The sequence below is a fragment of the Fusibacter ferrireducens genome, assembly GCF_015352425.1.
Classification (GTDB): domain Bacteria; phylum Bacillota; class Clostridia; order Peptostreptococcales; family Acidaminobacteraceae; genus Fusibacter_A; species Fusibacter_A ferrireducens.
Map to the genome: position 1 here is coordinate 145,947 of NZ_JADKNH010000011.1, position 17,251 is coordinate 163,197.

Genomic DNA, 17,251 nt, shown 5'->3' on the forward strand with positions numbered 1-17,251 from the left:
ATCGGGAAAATCGTCAGAGAAAATCGTTTTGAGGCGTCGAGAGAGGGCCCAAAGTGGGATGGTTCAAGGGTGTTTAACAGTTTAAACCTCTACTTGAACCGGATCTGTTTAAGACATATGATTTTGAATATCTGCTTCAATGCTTTCAAAAAAGGCGTTTATATCTTGATCCGGTGTGGTTCCGCCTTGTGCCATATAGGCATTGCCGCCACCTTTTAATCCAATCATTTGGCCATAAGTTTTAAAAAATGCATTCATTTCTATATTGGATAGGTTTGCAGGATCATCTTTGGATTTAGATAAGACAATATGACATTTATCGCCTTCAATAGACATTGCCAGAACAATAAAATTAGGATTTTGACAAAGCATTTGAACTTTTGTTCTAAGTGCATTCATGCTGAGCTGTTCTTCTTCAAGTCGAATTACTTTTATGCCTTCCACATCTTCAAACACAGCAACAAGGTCGGCAATTTCCAAAGCCATAAGCTGTGTTTTGAGCTCGTCAATTTCCTTTTTGTCTTTTTTAGCATTCTCTATCAACTGTTTTACAAAGTCAACGATTTCATTATCTTTCACAGATAAGAGCGTGGATAGATCATTGATCATGTTGTTGCGTGCATTAAAAACAGCCAAAGCAAACTGACCGCAAACAAATTCAATTCGAATGCCTTGCTTGTAATTCTCTACTTTTTTTACTTTGATGATACCGATCTCACCAGTTCTTTTCACATGCAGGCCGCCACATGGGGAAAAATCAAATCCTTCTACCTCGATAACACGGATATTTTCAGTGACTTTAGGCTGCTTGCGAAGCGGCATCTTTGAAAGTGCTTCTGCATCAGGATAGTGTGCAATAATTCTTATATTTTGATTTAAAACTTGATTTGCCAAAGTTTCCATAGCAGAAACATCTTGACTGCTGAGTTTTTGATCAAGGTCTATGGTAATGTAATCTTTTCCAATATGAAAACCAACCGTATTGGCACCAAAAAGTTTTTCGGCAGATGCAGATAGAATATGTTGTCCTGCATGTTGTTGCATTAATGCGAAACGATTTTCCCAGTCGATTTTACAGTGGACCTCTCCTGAAAGATTTTTAGCTTTTTCCTCATCATCAAAGGCAACGATATGGTAAATAACTTCATTTTCAATTTGTACATCGACGATATTTATGCCCTGAATTTCACCTATATCAGAAGGTTGCCCGCCACCTTCTGGGTAAAAGTAGGTTTCACTCAAAATAAGAGCGGTTTGATTTTGGGCATATGGCACAACCTCAACAAGGGTTGATTTAAATTCACGACAGTATGCATCTTCTAAATATTTTTTCATCAAAATTGCCTCCTAATAAAATTCATGCTTTATTTGTAAAAGATATGGTTTATGAAGTCCTTTATAGTATATAATATAATCTGATATGAAGAAAGAGGAGGTCTAAAATGGACTATCAATTAATAGAAGCGCAATATGAATTGCTCTTTGAATTTGCTGTGTCGCCGCAATTTAAAAAAGCCTATGAATACGCGGAGGATATTTTTACAAGTGAATGCCCTGGTGATGACCTTCTTGGATTTGCAGAATGGTTTATGTTTAACTATGAAATTATGGATCAATCCAAGACGATTTCAGAGATTTTTGCTATGGAAGAGCCCATAGACATCAGGACTCAGATGAGCCAATCTCATAGGAGTATTTTTAAAATTTACAAAGAAAATGAAAAAGTTTATCTAAAGGATATTTTCACCAATGAAGCGCTTTTACTGGGACATGAACTCTTTATTGAAAGTGGCCTGCTCAATGCTAGAATTATGATTTCTGATCATGAAGCTTATATTATAGGGGACGTGTTTGAAATTGATATCGCCTTTGAAGATGCTGTTAGAAAAGCTATTTTTGAGGCGTATAACAAGTTTTGTATAGATAATGATCTCATAAAAATAGAGGAATTTGTCAATAAAGAAAATAGAATGCTCTATAATATTGCATCCGTTATACACGACACCATTGAGGAGAACACTATTGATGATGATTATACCGTGCAGGAAGCAGTATTTGCCTATAAGTGTTCATACGATGATCTTGTGACGTTTTTATTAAAATTGCCTTACTCGCTGCAAGCAGATGAAGATGACGAATTTTTATACAGTCTCATACGGGATGAAGACATTGTGGGCGAGATCGAAATTTCAAAACAAACCTTTTCCGTGCTCTGTTTAACTGAGCAAATGCTCCATACAATCATGGAAAATATAGCACTTTTAAATGATGAAAATATTGTTTTTTTGAAGTCACATATGTTAACTTTAGATGAATTGCTCTAGTTTTATTTGACAAAGACCATCAATAAATAGTAAAATTTAGATAATACCTAATTGTAGGTGATATAATCTATTAAATATTCTTTGTGAATAATTGAAAGGAGTAGTTGAAAAACTATGTTAAATGCTTTATCAGATCTTCCCGCCGAGGAATATCCCGCCAGTAAAAAGTTAGAGATGAATGATGTTTTAAAGGATATTAAGGAGCTGCTGGAAAGGCACGATAATCCTGCTCTTGAACTTCAAAAGTATTTGTCAGAGGTCGAAACAAAAATAGATTTTGAAAATAAGAGAGAGCTTGATAGTGTTGACAAAGAAAATGTTAAAAGCGTAATTGAAAAACATCCTTATTTTAAGAATCCATCATCGTATCACATTCGACTGATTACGATTATGAAATTTCTAAAGAAAAAAGGAGTTGACATTACTATAAGAGATTTTGATATGCTCGTAGATGAGATTATAATGTCGATCGAGGGTGTTGAAAAGATTGGTTATGGTAAATATAGAAGAAGAAAATATTAAAACTGTAAATAAAAAATATTAGAAGTGAAAGCGTAGAGATTAAAGGTCATTGATATATTATTATCAATGACCTTTTCACAATGAGGAAGATATGTTTGTTAATTATACGGAAGCGAAATCGAGCATACTACATGAAAGAGTGGTCATCGGAATAGACAGTGGATACACCAGAGGGACTGTTTATACACCTGAAAAAATCAGCAAGTATATGGTCTATTTGTTGATCAAAGATTACATGTGTCGACAAGGCGCATGGAGTGCTCAGCGAGAGGCCTTGTTAAAAAAGGTATATCTGGAACACACCATAGAAAAAAGTGATTCAAAAGCAAAATGCCGCTTTGATTTTGAAGCTCTTAGTGAACTCAGAGCCATTTTGAAATTTTTAAAGCCATTGACTATTCTAGACTTATCTTGTGGAACAGGTTTACTGCTATTAGCCTATCTTGAGCTTCATATTCAACTGATGATATTCTTAGAGATGTCCAAAAAAGAGATGGCTGGACATCTGCAAACTCTAATAGAAGATCAATTGTATGCTTATGACATCAATGAAGCAGCTACGGACTATTTTAAGACAACACTTGAAATTTTAATGACTTGTTTAGATGAGGCCTATTCTTTAAAAAGCAATCATATTCGAAATGGCAATAGTTTAATTTCAACAGATAACGTCAAAGTAGATTTAATTATCGGCAATCCGCCTTATATTGGAGAGAAAGGCAATTTAGATTTGTTTGAAGTCATAAAGGCATCGAACTTTGGCAGACAGTATTACGAAGGCAAGATGGACTATTTTTACTTTTTTATTTATAAGGCCTATGAATGTCTAAAACGCAATGGCAGTTTATGTTATTTAACCAGTAATTATTTTTTAACGGCTGACGGCGCTATGAAACTTAGAAATTTTATCAAAGAGCAATTTAATATCTCTCAGATGTTGGATTTCAATGACGAAAAAATTTTTAAAGAAAAAAAACTGCATGCCTGTATCTACACTTTAACACCGATACCACAACATGAGATCGCATGTTTGGATGCAAATCTCAATCTGAAAGCAACGATAAAGTCTTCAGAGGTCTACTTCAATTCTAAGACTTTTCACTTTATTTCAGATGCGATTGTAGCTCAAATGCTCACCAAAATGAAAAAAAATTTTAGTGCTCATCTGGGGGATTACTTTGAAGTTAAACAGGGCATCGTAAGTGGTGCTGATCGTTGCAACGGATTGCCTGTCTTTGTTTATAAGACGTCTGAATTAGCCGCGATTCCCCAAGTTCTTTTAGCTGACATAAAACCTTTTTTTAAAAACAGTTCTATTAAACATTTTGATCATGACGTGCAAACGCCTTTTTATATTCTGTATACGGATAAATATTTTAAGCAAAAAGAAGTTGTAATGCCCTTTTTGGCACCTTATAAAGATAAGCTCATGCTAAGACGTGAAGTGAAAAACGGTGTAAGGCAATGGTATGAACTGACGTGGCCAAGAGAAGCCACTATGTTTGAAAAACCTAAAGTTGTTGTGCCACAGCGCGCTAAAAGCAACTATTTCGCTTATTCTGAAGGTCAATTTTATGCTTCTGCAGATGTTTATTATATCTTTTCAAAATTAGAAATGACTATGGACGAAATCACCGAAATGCAATTGCTTAAAGGATTGACAGCTTTTCTAAATTCATATATTGTTTTACTATATTTGTATTATAAGGGCAAGCGAAAAGGAGAAGCGCTTGAACTCTACGCAACGCCTTTGAAATTAATTCCATATGAGCCATCACTCCTGTTGGGACTCGCTAAATTTTATGATATGAAATTGCCACTTGCTGAAAAGTTAGATGCAATAAATAAGATCCTCTATGAGGCATTAAATTTAAGTGAAGAGGAAAGTACATGGCTAAATAAATTTGGAAGGAAGTTTTTATGAAGATTATCATAAAAAAGCAAAAGAAGGCCTATGAAAAATGGCTTAAAATCGTGGTGGTGTTGGGATTGTTTATATTAGGCTACTTTGTAATGCAGCCTAAAGTTGAAATTGTTGAACGGAGCACCGTAGAAGTGCCGCAAGTTTCTGAGGATGTCGTACGCGTAAAATCTGAAGTTTTTATCCACGGTTTTGAATCGTATATAAAAGATATCAGATGGATTGACAATCAAATTTTGGTTATGAAAACCAATAAAGGGACTCAAAAGGATTCAGAATTTGAAGTGGATTTAGATGATCTCAGTGTCAATCTTGTGAACCTTGATGACTTTGAAGTGCCGACGATAACCATCAATGATATGATTATTGAGCATTTTGCCGTTCTTGATGAAAGTCCTACCAGAGCACTTTATTATATAGACCAAGAGGATTTAAGAGGTATTTACGCCTATGATGGCGAGGGCAATTATCTTTTTATTACGAATAAAATGAAAGTGGGGAGCAATGAGATACCACTGATCAAACTTTCTGAGAATGGAAATAAAATGCTCTACGTTGAAGCTTCAACGGACAGATTGGTTACGTATGATTTTACAACTCAAAAGAAAAAAATCTTATCACCTGTCGTCACTGAGAAAGCATTTTACGAGAATTGCATTTTGTCACCCGACGGCGGCTATATTATTGTTATAGCAACGGATGACACGGCGTCGTTCAGCTGCTATGGCGCGGATAGCGGCAAACTCTATGTGGATAAAATAGAGGGAATCGATCCTAATTTTTCAAGGGAGAGCGATCGACTTTACTATTTTTACACTGGAGATATGACCTCTGACTTTACCGGTCAACGCTTAGGTGTGGTCACGTTAGATAAGCGCAATATTGCATATTTGACTTCGAATTCGGATGAAGTGTTCTTTAAGAGAATGTTGCCTGTGGAAAACAATCAACTCATCTATCTTGTTGGCATTAATGAGAATGATTACTTTATAATTGACCAAGTTGTCATTTATTCGCCTGAAACAAATGAGAAAAAGAGTATTAGTGCTTTAAAGGGGATGCAAATTCATAAAGACTGTAATTTCGATATCAATGGACAAATATTTTTGTTACCTGAAGCGGATAATCAGTTGACACTGCTCAATCTTGAAACGCAAGCAGTTCAAAATTTCTATGATTTGACACGATTGTCTCAAGATGCTCTTTATATAAAAAATAGTGAAGGTTTTCTCTTGGGATATGGCAATACCATTTACAGAATCAATCAAAATGGTAAATCAATGATTTATCAATATGAAGGCACATACGTTGATTCTTCCATCTCTCCAGAAGGAGATAAGATGCTCATTGTCAGCCAAGATGAAGAAGAGTTCAATTGTGTAATAACGTTTAAACTGGGCATTAACTACTGACAATAGGTTTAATACAGAATTTATAAAGACCTCTTTAGAAATCCTGCAAGGAAAATAAAAAAGCACAACATCCCATATATTGCCATCTGAGAAATTTTATGATATGCTCATATGGAATAATATGGGAGTTTTTTATGTGCAAACAATTTATGAAAAACGGCAATATGAGGATCATGATAGTACGGAGTATGGTTGTATTAAGTCTTGTATCGACACTGCTTGTCCACTATATCATGCAATCACATTATATAAAAATGGTGACCGAATATCGCTTTTCAACACCTTCTAATTTAAAACAAGAGCGTTATTTAAAACAAATCAAGGGGCATGTGGTTTCATTAAACAGCGAGAAAGAGACATTTATTTTTAAGCCAGATGATTTAAAGCATAAAATATGCGTTTATTATGAGGCTGAAAACATAGATGCAAGTGTCCTAGAAAAAGATATTTTAAGCCATACAGGTTTTGAAATAGAACTTGATATGAATGAAAGACAATTCAGGGGTACACACAATGCCTACGGTTTTGATTATCAAAAATATCTTTATGCCATGAATGTTGTAGGGCAGTACCATTTAAAAAGTTATAAAGTAAATCCAGAGGATTCAAAATTACTGTTTGCAGTGTTTAATCTAAATCGGATAAAGATCATACGGTATGCGGAAACGCATTTTCCCCAGAGAGTATCTGAATACTTTAACGCTCTTGTTTTAGGGAGTAACGCACATCTCAGTGAAAAAGACCTTTTTCGAAAATTGGGCATCTCTCATATATTTGCCATATCAGGCATGCACTTTGGGCTAATATATGCTTTTCTATATAAAATCATCAGAGGCCCAAGAAGCTTTAAAAGCATCTTTATAATCCTGATTTTAATAATGTATTGGGGCTTGATTGGCTTCTCATACTCGGCAGGCAGAGCAGTATTTTTGGTGATTTACATAGAGATTTCAAGAATTCTTTTGAGAAAAATAGATTTGATAAGTGCAGTTGCATTCACAAATTTAATTTTATTGTTCATTTTCCCAAATGCTGTTCTGGCAGTATCATATCAACTTTCCTTTATCGCTTACTTACTCATTGCCTATGTATATCAAAAGGGATTCTCACACAAGCCCAAAAATAAATTTCTGGAAAATTTGAAATTGGCTCTCTTTATTCAAGTGTTTTTTTTGCCCATTCAACTCCATTACTTTAATGAAGTAAATTTATTGGCTTTTTTCCCGAATGTAATCATTGTACCCATGATAAGTGCGTTGTTTCCTTTTCTCTTTTTGATGCCTATTTTAGGGAAGCCGTTGTTTATTTTGATGGAGAAGTGTTTATACGGTGTGGAATTTTTGTCCAAGCAGATGCCACAATTGCTTGTCAGAGGACAACTTTTCACACCAAATCAATTTAGGATAATTGCAATAGCCACTTTATTTTTTGGCCTCTATAAATCCTGTAAAATTTCGGATGGCTTGATTTTAAAAAAAGGTAGAACCATGATTACAAGTTTAATAATTCTGAGCATGCTCCTTAGCGGCTTTCATTTTCCTGCAATGGAGGTCCATTTCTTTGATGTTGGTCACGGCGATTCGGCTTTGATTAGGCATGATCATGTCAATATATTGATAGATACCGGAGACCAATATACGGATTTAACTCAAATGCTCTTAAAAAGAGATATTTATAAGATAGATGCTCTGATTCTATCGCATGCACACAACGATCATGTGGGAGGTGTGTTAAAGCTAGCAGAAACCTTTGACATCAATCAAATCTATTGTAACCGTGAAACCCTTGAGGTCATTAAAGAGACTGTGAAAACGGATTCCGAGATCATTCTCGTGGAATCCACTATGGAAATTGTGATGGATGGTGTTAAGTTAACACTGATGCCAACAGTAGCCGATGATGCAAATGACAATGCAATTGCAGTTTGGTATGATTCTGAAGCCATTAAAGGTGTGTTCTTGGGGGATATGAGTGGCGCCGTATATGAAAAATTACCGGCCGTGTTAAGCGATCTCGACTTTATTAAAATTGCGCATCATGGCTCTAAAACGGGATTGAGTACCACTTTTTTAGACAGACACCAAATCCAATATGCCATAATATCACACGATGAAAAATATTTGATGCCCAATAAGAGTATTATAGATCTGTTAAAAAAACAGGACATCGAAATCTATGAGACATATAATTGTGGGGAAATTATTTTAACTGGAAAGGGGATTCAGTGTTACTTAGACAATAATCCATCGAAGAATCCCAACAGATTTGTGAAATAGACTATCATTTTAGTGAAATTGCTGTTACTATTTTATAAGAACATTTGAGAAGGAGTCTTTATTCATGGATTTTATGACCTACTATAAGCAATTAAAAAACAATGAAATTGCTGCTTTGAATTTAATAACGGGAAATGAACAATATTTAATTGATAATATCGTCAAAATGATTGAAAAGAGTTTTCTGATAGATGCATATAAGGATCTAAACTTCACAACGATAGAAGGACAATTTGATGTAGATCAATTTTTGAGCATTTCTGAAACACTGCCCTTTTTCGATGAGAAAAGGATTGTTTTTGTCAATAATGTGGGACTTTTCAAAAATGTCAAGGAAGAAGCGGAATCTAAGTTGTTGGCATTTCTTAAATCCATACCAGAGCAGACTGTCCTGCTCTTTGTGGAGAAGGACTTAGATAAGCGGAAAAAACTTTATAAGTTCATGACGAAGGCAGGTACTTGCGTCAGTATAGATAAAATGACACACTCGGAGTTTTTTAAATGGGTCAGTAAGAAATTTAAATCCTACGACAAACCCATTTCGAACCATGCACTCAATTATTTTATTGAAATGAGCAATTATTTAGATAAGGAATCCAATAAGAATCTATATGATGTTGACAACACCATCAAATCTCTTGTGAACAACGAAAGCGAAATCACAGAGCAAATCATTAATCAATATCTAGAGATTCCGATAGAGCATAATATCTTTAAAATGATAGATGCCATAAGTGAAAAGAAAATACAGACAAGCCTGCTGATTTTAAATGAGTTGGTGGGGAATGGTGAACCCGAAATCAAGATATTCTATTTAATCAATCAACAGTTTAGGAATATTTTGAAAACCAAGTATTTGATTAAGAACGGTTATTCCAGTAATATTGTGGCAACCAAGCTTGGGATTCATCCATTTGTAGCAAAAAAAGCCGCTCATTTTGCCAATCAATATTCTTTTGAGGCGCTTCACAAAATAGTAGATATTGTTGAAACAGTAGACATAGAAATGAAATCAACTGGTCTTTCACCACACTTGTTGATAGAGAAGGCACTGTTTCAAATTCATACGATTGAATAAGGCCTAATTCTCTGTATTGATGAATATAAATTACGGCACTGAATGAAAAGGGATATGAATAAAAAGAGATGCATGCAAAAAAAGACGAAAGCGTACATAAATGTACGCTTTTTAATATTTGATCAAATATTAAATTGACACGGTCTCTTCTTTCGGGGACTTTCAAAATTAATATAAGTTAAACTCTATTCAGCCGCAGCGTTTAATCTTTTTCTTAATCTTGAAACTTTTCTTGAAGCTGCATTCTTATGGAATGTACCTTTAGCGCCAGCTTGAGTCATTTTCTTTTCAAAGAATCTTAATTTTTCTTCTGCAAGATTTTTATCGCCAGATGCTAATGCTTCTAAGAATCTCTTTTCAGCAGTTTTGACAGCTGATTTTCTTGATTTGTTTACAGCTGTTTTTTTGCTGATAACACTGATTCTCTTCTTAGCTGATTTAATATTAGCCATTTATGTTCACCTCCCCGCAGTTTTTCAACATTCTTATTCTATCACGCAGTTTTCAAGAAATCAAGTTTTTTTTAAATGTATTTGAGAAGGCCAACATCATATGTTATAATTGTTAGGTACATTTTTAGAAGGCAATTTAAACGGTTTACGTTTAGAATATACAGTCACTGTTAAGGAGGCATATAAATGTCTAGTGAAAGGCAAAAATATATTAGAAATTTTTCGATTATTGCACATATTGATCATGGTAAGTCCACACTTGCTGACCGTCTCATTGAAAAGACTGGATTGCTGACTCAACGGGAGATGAAGGCACAAGTACTCGACAGTATGGATCTCGAAAGAGAACGTGGTATTACCATTAAATTACAAACCACACGTCTTGTCTATAGAGCAAAAGATGGTCATGAATATCTTTTAAATTTAATTGACACGCCAGGTCATGTGGACTTTACGTATGAAGTTTCAAGATCTCTTGCTGCTTGTGAAGGTGCTATTTTAGTCGTGGATGCCACTCAGGGTGTAGAGGCGCAGACGCTTGCTAATGTGCATCTTGCAGATGAACAAGGCCTAGAGATCGTTCCAGTGCTCAACAAGATTGACTTGCCAAGTGCAAGACCTGATGAGATTATTGAAGAAATTGAAGAAATTATTGGCGTAATCGCAGAAAATGCGCCTCAAATCTCTGCTAAGAACGGCTTGAACATTGAAGATGTTCTAGAGCGTATTGTAGAAGCAGTACCGCCTCCAGATGGCGATGAACAGGCACCACTTAAAGCCCTTATTTTTGATTCATATTATGATGCTTATAAAGGCGCTGTGGCATATATTCGAGTTATGGAAGGTTCTATCAAAAAGGGCGATCAAATCTTAATGATGGCCGCTAATAAAAAATTCGATGTGGTGGAAGTGGGCATTTCTGTACCAAGTCCTCTTGCAGTTCCAGAACTTCGAGCAGGAGATGTTGGCTATGTGACTGCCAGTATCAAGAATGTTGTTGATTGCAGGGTTGGGGATACGATTACCAGTGCAATCACGCCTACTCCAGAAGCGCTTCCAGGTTATAAGAAGGCGACTTCCATGGTCTTTTGCGGTATTTATCCTGCTGAAGGCGAGAGTTATGACGAAGTCAGAGATGCTCTGGAAAAATTGCAACTCAATGATGCGGCACTCTCCTTTGAACCGGAGACTTCCGTAGCGCTCGGATTTGGCTTTAGATGTGGATTTTTAGGGCTTCTACATCTTGAGATTATTCAACAGAGAATTGATAGAGAATTTGATCTCGACATCATTGCAACTGCACCAAGTGTTATCTATAGGATCACAACCAACAGCGGTGAAGTCATGATGATTCAAAATCCATCCAACTTGCCGCCTATTACTGAGATTGCATTGATGGAGGAGCCCATAGTTGAAGCTAAAATCATAGTCCCTAACGAATATGTCGGCAACATTATGGAACTCTGTCAAAACAGACGTGGCACAATGCTTCATATGGACTATTTGGACCCAAAACGTGTTATTTTACACTATGATTTGCCACTTAATGAAGTTATTTATGACTTTTTTGATGCACTTAAGTCGAAGACAAGGGGTTATGGATCACTCGACTACGAGTTCTCAGAGTATAGACCGTCTGAACTGGTTAAACTGGATATTTTGCTGAATAAAGAAAACATTGATGCTTTTTCAATGATTGTCCATAAAACCAAGGCAGAAAGCAGAGGCAGAGTCATCTGTGAAAGATTGAAAGAGGTTATTCCACGCCAGATGTTTGTCATTCCAATTCAAGCGGCAATCGGTTCCAAAGTAATTGCTCGAGAGACCATTAGCGCTATGCGTAAAGATGTCCTTGCGAAATGTTATGGGGGAGATATCTCTCGTAAGAAAAAACTTTTAGAAAAGCAAAAAGAGGGTAAGAAGAAAATGAGACAACTTGGCTCTGTGGATGTGCCACAACAAGCCTTTTTATCAGTGCTCAAATTTGATGATAATTAAGATTTAGGCAATCGGATTTTTCCGGTTGCCTTTTTGCCCATTTTGAATTTAAAAAAGAATATGTTGTATCTAGGATCAAATGATGCAAGTATTTTGTTCCATTTACCTGGATACGATTAAAGAGGAGGTTCTCATGAGTTTAACGATGAATACGTTAAAAACAGATGAAATAAGTTTGTATATTCATATTCCATTTTGTGTTGAAAAATGTCTGTATTGTGATTTCATATCCTATAAAATATCAGATGCGGAGAAACATAATTCAGTAGAAATTTATGTTCAAGCCCTCAAAAAAGAAATTGATCTGTATGAAACACTTTTGAGAGATTCTAAAGTTTCTACGATTTTCATAGGCGGTGGCACACCTTCGAGCATAGAAGGACGCTATATTTTAGAGATTATAAATCAGATTAAACAGTATAACGCGCTTTTAGAACTGAAAGAGTTTACTATTGAAATCAATCCAGGAACACTTAATGATGAAAAAATTAATGCCTATCTAGCCGCTGGCGTCAATCGTGTCAGCATGGGCGTTCAATCTGCAGAAGATACCCTCTTAAAATCCATTGGTAGAATTCACACTTTCAATGAGTTTCTAACGACCTATAGGGGCATTCGCGAAAAAGGTTTTGATAATGTGAATTTGGATCTTATGTTTGGCCTGCCCAACCAGTCGATTGCAGATGTGGAACACACCCTTAAGATCATTACGGAACTCAATCCAGAACACATCTCTGCATATGCATTGAAGCTTGAAGAGGGAACGCCTCTATATCGTGCTCACAAGAGAGGTGAAATTGTTTTGCCTGATGAAGAGACTGAAAGAGCGATGTATCACCTCATTGAAAATATATTAGAAGAAAAGGGCTATGTGCAATATGAAATATCGAATTTTGCCAAACCCAATAAGGCGTCTAATCACAATTTAGTCTATTGGGAAAATAAATCCTATCTTGGCCTTGGCATAGCATCCCATAGCAAAGTTGGTTCGTTAAGGTTTAGCAATTTTTCCAATTTTCCTGAATATATAAATGCATTAAATCAAAATACAAAACCCGTGAATGAAGAGACACCGATTGAGAAAGATGAAGACTTGTTTGAAACCATTATGTTGGGACTCAGGCTCAATAAGGGGATTGCCATAGAAGCTATCAATAAAAAATATGAAATTGATTTTTTAGAGAAATATCAACATGCAATTGAAAAACTTAAATCACAAAAACTGATCTTGCACGATATAGAAGCAAAGCAGATATGTCTTACACCACTGGGCAGAGATCTATCCAATCAAGTCTTCCTAGAGTTTATGCCAGACTAGGACAGTGACAAAAGTTTCCTTTTGTTTTCATCTAAATGGAGTTAAAAGGTAAGCGTTGTGGCATTTACAGGAATGTAAGTGTTGTGGCGTCTAATAGAAGTGATACAGAATATAAGTGAAGCCTAAATAGCTTTCGTAGGTTCCTTCCGCAGTGAGCGAGGACTAGAACCGAAGAAAGCTATTTAGGCTTCACTATTCCAACACTAAAATTTTAACGAAATGTAAATAGAGTATAAATATTAAAAAAGAAGGTTGACAACTCAACTGGTTGGCGGTATATTATATATAGATTAGCACTCCTTAAAGATGAGTGCTAACAAAAAGGTGGTGACAAGATGTTATCAGAAAGGCAACTCCGCATCTTAGAGGCAATCATCGTAGACTTTATCGACACAGCTCAACCGGTGGGTTCTAGAACCATTTCTAAAAAATATCCTTTGGGCATAAGTTCAGCAACGATTAGAAACGAGATGGCAGATCTAGAGGAACTGGGGTATTTAGAACAGCCGCACACATCGGCTGGAAGAGTGCCTTCGGAACTTGGCTATCGGCTGTATGTGGATTCACTGACAAATCTGCACACAATCGGAACAGAGCAGAAGGAATTGATTCAATCTCTTCTTTTAAAAAGAATTATTGAAGCCAATGATATTGCAGATCAATCTGCTAAAATATTAGCTGATTTTACTGGATTAGTAGCTGTGGTGACCATTCCTCAATTTAATAAGTGTCGTTTGGCAAATTTTAAAATGGTAAAGGTTACGGACACAAAAGTGCTTCTAATTTTAGTAACAGATAATGGTATTGTCAAAAATGTTCAACTGGGCATATCTAATACGGATCAATATATTTTGGATAAGATATCTGATACAATGCTCAGTTTTCTGATGGGTGAGACCATTAAGAATATTGATGTACGTTTGATATCAAAGTTAAAGGAAAAACTGAGTTCGTTTGGCGATATCGTAGATTATTTGATTCCTATACTGAAAGATGCCTTTAAAAATTTGGATGATAATGAGATCCATGTCGCTGGAGAGCAAAATATTCTATCTATATTGGAATTTTCTGAATCTGAAAGAGCAAAACAAATTTTCAACTTTTTAAAGTCATCTGAAAATTTAAAAGCATTGGCACAGACGATGGATACGAGTAAACTTTCCATAAAAATCGGTACCGAAATTGGCATAAAAGAATTAGAAGATTGTAGTGTCATTTCCTCTATGTACAAAGTTGATGGCAAAAACGAAGGCAAAATTTTAGTGATTGGGCCTAAGCGTATCGATTATGGTTCGGTGATATCCATTGTAAATTATATTAGCAATACATTATCAGATTTATTTTCTGGTATATATTTATAAGAAATTCAACAATAGAACCTTAGTAAATGTAAGTAAAAACGTAAAAGAGGATGAGACAAATGACTAAAAAAAAGAAGGAAAAAGCGGACATCGAAGACATCGTAAAAGATCAAGAAGAAACTCTAGTTGATCAAGAAGAAGCAATCTCTAAAGAAGCAGTTGATAGCGACTCTCAAACGCCCGTTGAAGAAGCTTCTGAAGATGATAAAGGTGAGGGAAATGAGGCGCAAGATTTGAAAGCAGAAGTACAAAACTTAAATGACCGTTATCTAAGATTAAATGCAGAATTTCAAAATTATAGAAAACGTGTTGAAAAGGAAAAAACAGACATCTTCAAATATGGCAATGAAAAACTTATTATTGAAATGTTGCCTATTATGGATAACTTTGAAAGAGCATTGTCTTCCTTTGAAGAAGATCACGCAGAAGATAAAGTATTAAGTGGTGTTAAAATGATAAAAAAATCATTGGATGATTTCTTTGAAAAAAATGGTGTTAAAAAGATAGAAGCTGTAAATACACCTTTTGATCCTGACAAGCATCATGCAGTAATGACTGAGGCAGTAGAAGGTGTAGAGGGTGAAACGGTGGTAGCTGTATTTCAAGAAGGCTATACACTTGGTGATAAAGTCATTAGACCTAGTATGGTTAAAGTATCATCTTAATAAGCTGTAATTTTAAGATAAAAACCTTAAAAACAAGATGAACTCAAAATAGAAAAATGGAAAGTTAAAATTATAAGGAGGCAATTGCAATGGCTAAAATTATTGGCATCGATTTAGGGACTACAAACTCATGTGTATCTGTATTAGAAGGTGGAGAAGCTGTCGTTATTCCTAACGCAGAAGGGAATAGAACAACACCGTCAATTGTTGCATTTACAAAAACAGGTGAAAGACTCGTTGGAGAAACTGCGAAGAGACAAGCAATTACAAATCCAGATAGAACAATCATTTCAATTAAGAGAGAGATGGGTAGAGATCACAAAGTTAAAATTGACGACAAAGTTTACTCTCCACAAGAAATCTCTGCAATGATTCTTCAAAAATTAAAAGCAGATGCAGAAAGTTATCTAGGAGAAACAGTTACGGAAGCGGTTATTACAGTACCTGCTTACTTTACTGACTCTCAAAGACAGGCGACAAAAGATGCAGGTAAAATTGCTGGTTTAGATGTAAAAAGAATTATCAATGAACCAACGGCAGCTTCTTTATCGTATGGATTGGACAAAACGGATAAGCAACATAAAATCATGGTATTCGACCTTGGTGGTGGTACATTTGATGTTTCCATACTTGAAATTGGCGATGGCGTCTTCGAAGTATTAGCAACAAATGGTAACAACCATTTAGGTGGTGATGACTTTGATAAAATTGTCATGGATCATTTGGCAGAAGTATTCAAATCAGAACATGGCGTAGATTTAAGAAACGATAAAATGGCACTTCAAAGATTAAAAGAAGCTGCTGAAAAAGCAAAAAAAGAGTTATCTACAACTCAATCTACTAACATCAATTTACCTTTCATCACTGCAACTGCGGAAGGTCCATTACATTTAAACATTGACTTAACACGTTCTAAATTTGAACAATTGACAAAAGGTTTAGTAGACAAAACAATGGAACCAACTAAAAAAGCACTTAAAGATGCAGGTTTAAATCCAAGTGATATTGAACAAGTTATCTTAGTAGGGGGTTCCACAAGAATTCCTGCTGTACAAGATGCAGTAAAGAAATTTACCAACAAAGAGCCTCATAAAGGCGTAAACCCTGATGAATGTGTTGCACTTGGTGCGGCAATTCAAGGTGGTGTTCTTTCTGGAGACGTTAAAGACGTATTGTTACTTGACGTTACACCATTATCATTAGGTATCGAAACATTGGGTAGTGTATTCACTAAATTAATTGAGAGAAACACAACGATTCCAACTAAGAAAAGCCAAGTTTTCTCAACTGCTGCTGACAATCAAACGGCTGTTGACATTCACGTACTACAAGGTGAAAGACAAATGGCTAGCGACAATGTAACACTTGGTAGATTCCAGTTAGACGGTATTCCACCAGCAAGAAGAGGTGTGCCACAAGTTGAAGTTACATTTGATATCGATGCAAATGGTATCGTTAATGTAAGTGCAAAAGACTTGGGTACAGGAAAAGTTCAACACATTACAATTACTGCTTCAACTCATTTGTCTGAAGAAGAAATTGAGAAAAAAGTAAAAGAAGCTGAGTTACATGCTGAAGAAGATCGTAAGAAAAAAGAATTGATTGAAGAAAGAAATAAAGCAGATAACATGATTTATGAAATTGAAAAATCAATGACAGATCTTGGTGACGAAGTTACAGAAGATGAAAAAGCAGATATTAATGCTAAAATAGAAAAATTAAAAGCGTCAATGGCTACAGACGACGTGGAAACTATGAAAGCTGATTTTGAAGCACTTACTAATGCATTCCAACCGTTGGCACAAAAACTTTACTCTAAAGGTCAAGCTGAACAAGGACCGCAAGATATGGGTCAAGCTCCAGATGATAATGTTGACGAAGCGGATTATGAAGTGGTAGACTAATAAACAGGGCACCTTCGGGT

13 protein-coding genes are annotated in these 17,251 nt (G+C 35.6%); 11 read left to right on the forward strand and 2 right to left on the reverse strand.

The window, feature by feature from the left end:
• Nucleotides 1-108: 108 nt before the first annotated feature.
• Nucleotides 109-1,335, reverse strand: coding sequence for an alanyl-tRNA editing protein (locus tag ISU02_RS17505; protein ID WP_194703135.1), 1,227 nt, complete (start codon nucleotides 1,333-1,335; stop codon nucleotides 109-111).
• Between the two features lie 107 nt (nucleotides 1,336-1,442).
• On the opposite strand from ISU02_RS17505, the gene ISU02_RS17510 reads away from it, so the two are divergent.
• From ISU02_RS17510 to holA, 6 genes are all read left to right on the forward strand, one after another.
• Nucleotides 1,443-2,324, forward strand: coding sequence for a hypothetical protein (locus ISU02_RS17510; RefSeq protein WP_194703136.1), 882 nt, complete (start codon nucleotides 1,443-1,445; stop codon nucleotides 2,322-2,324).
• Between the two features lie 114 nt (nucleotides 2,325-2,438).
• Entirely contained in the window at nucleotides 2,439-2,846 is a 408-nt protein-coding gene (locus tag ISU02_RS17515; protein WP_194703137.1) for a hypothetical protein, read from the forward strand.
• Nucleotides 2,847-2,937: 91 nt separating this feature from the next.
• On the forward strand, nucleotides 2,938-4,770 hold the full coding sequence (locus ISU02_RS17520) for an Eco57I restriction-modification methylase domain-containing protein (RefSeq protein ID WP_194703138.1): 1,833 nt from the start codon (nucleotides 2,938-2,940) through the stop codon (nucleotides 4,768-4,770).
• Nucleotides 4,767-6,179 carry a hypothetical protein gene (locus tag ISU02_RS17525; RefSeq protein WP_194703139.1) on the forward strand — a complete coding sequence of 471 codons (1,413 nt, stop codon included), beginning with the start codon at nucleotides 4,767-4,769 and terminating at the stop codon, nucleotides 6,177-6,179. Before ISU02_RS17520 ends, ISU02_RS17525 begins: the two co-directional genes overlap by 4 nt.
• 134 nt (nucleotides 6,180-6,313) lie before the next feature.
• Entirely contained in the window at nucleotides 6,314-8,455 is a 2,142-nt protein-coding gene (locus ISU02_RS17530) for a ComEC/Rec2 family competence protein (protein WP_207736384.1), read from the forward strand.
• Between the two features lie 64 nt (nucleotides 8,456-8,519).
• The gene (holA, locus tag ISU02_RS17535) at nucleotides 8,520-9,533 is read left to right on the forward strand and encodes a DNA polymerase III subunit delta (RefSeq protein WP_194703141.1); all 1,014 of its coding nucleotides are present in this window, start codon (nucleotides 8,520-8,522) and stop codon (nucleotides 9,531-9,533) included.
• 185 nt (nucleotides 9,534-9,718) lie between these two features.
• Here the strand turns inward: holA and rpsT are convergent, their stop codons facing one another.
• Nucleotides 9,719-9,985, reverse strand: coding sequence for a 30S ribosomal protein S20 (gene rpsT, locus ISU02_RS17540; RefSeq protein WP_194703142.1), 267 nt, complete (start codon nucleotides 9,983-9,985; stop codon nucleotides 9,719-9,721).
• A 186-nt stretch (nucleotides 9,986-10,171) separates the two neighbouring features.
• On the opposite strand from rpsT, the gene lepA reads away from it, so the two are divergent.
• The 5 genes from lepA (at nucleotide 10,172) to dnaK (ending at nucleotide 17,231) form a co-directional block, all read left to right on the forward strand.
• Nucleotides 10,172-11,983, forward strand: a complete 1,812-nt coding sequence (gene lepA, locus ISU02_RS17545) for a translation elongation factor 4 (protein ID WP_194703143.1) — start codon at nucleotides 10,172-10,174, stop codon at nucleotides 11,981-11,983.
• Between the two features lie 133 nt (nucleotides 11,984-12,116).
• Nucleotides 12,117-13,301, forward strand: a complete 1,185-nt coding sequence (hemW, locus tag ISU02_RS17550; protein WP_194703144.1) for a radical SAM family heme chaperone HemW — start codon at nucleotides 12,117-12,119, stop codon at nucleotides 13,299-13,301.
• Nucleotides 13,302-13,636: 335 nt separating this feature from the next.
• Nucleotides 13,637-14,662 carry a heat-inducible transcriptional repressor HrcA gene (gene hrcA, locus ISU02_RS17555; protein WP_194703145.1) on the forward strand — a complete coding sequence of 342 codons (1,026 nt, stop codon included), beginning with the start codon at nucleotides 13,637-13,639 and terminating at the stop codon, nucleotides 14,660-14,662.
• A 59-nt stretch (nucleotides 14,663-14,721) separates the two neighbouring features.
• Nucleotides 14,722-15,327: a nucleotide exchange factor GrpE gene (gene grpE / locus ISU02_RS17560; RefSeq protein WP_194703146.1), complete on the forward strand. Its 606-nt coding sequence runs from the start codon at nucleotides 14,722-14,724 to the stop codon at nucleotides 15,325-15,327.
• 89 nt (nucleotides 15,328-15,416) lie between these two features.
• Nucleotides 15,417-17,231, forward strand: a complete 1,815-nt coding sequence (dnaK, locus tag ISU02_RS17565) for a molecular chaperone DnaK (protein WP_194703147.1) — start codon at nucleotides 15,417-15,419, stop codon at nucleotides 17,229-17,231.
• Nucleotides 17,232-17,251 lie beyond the last annotated feature (20 nt).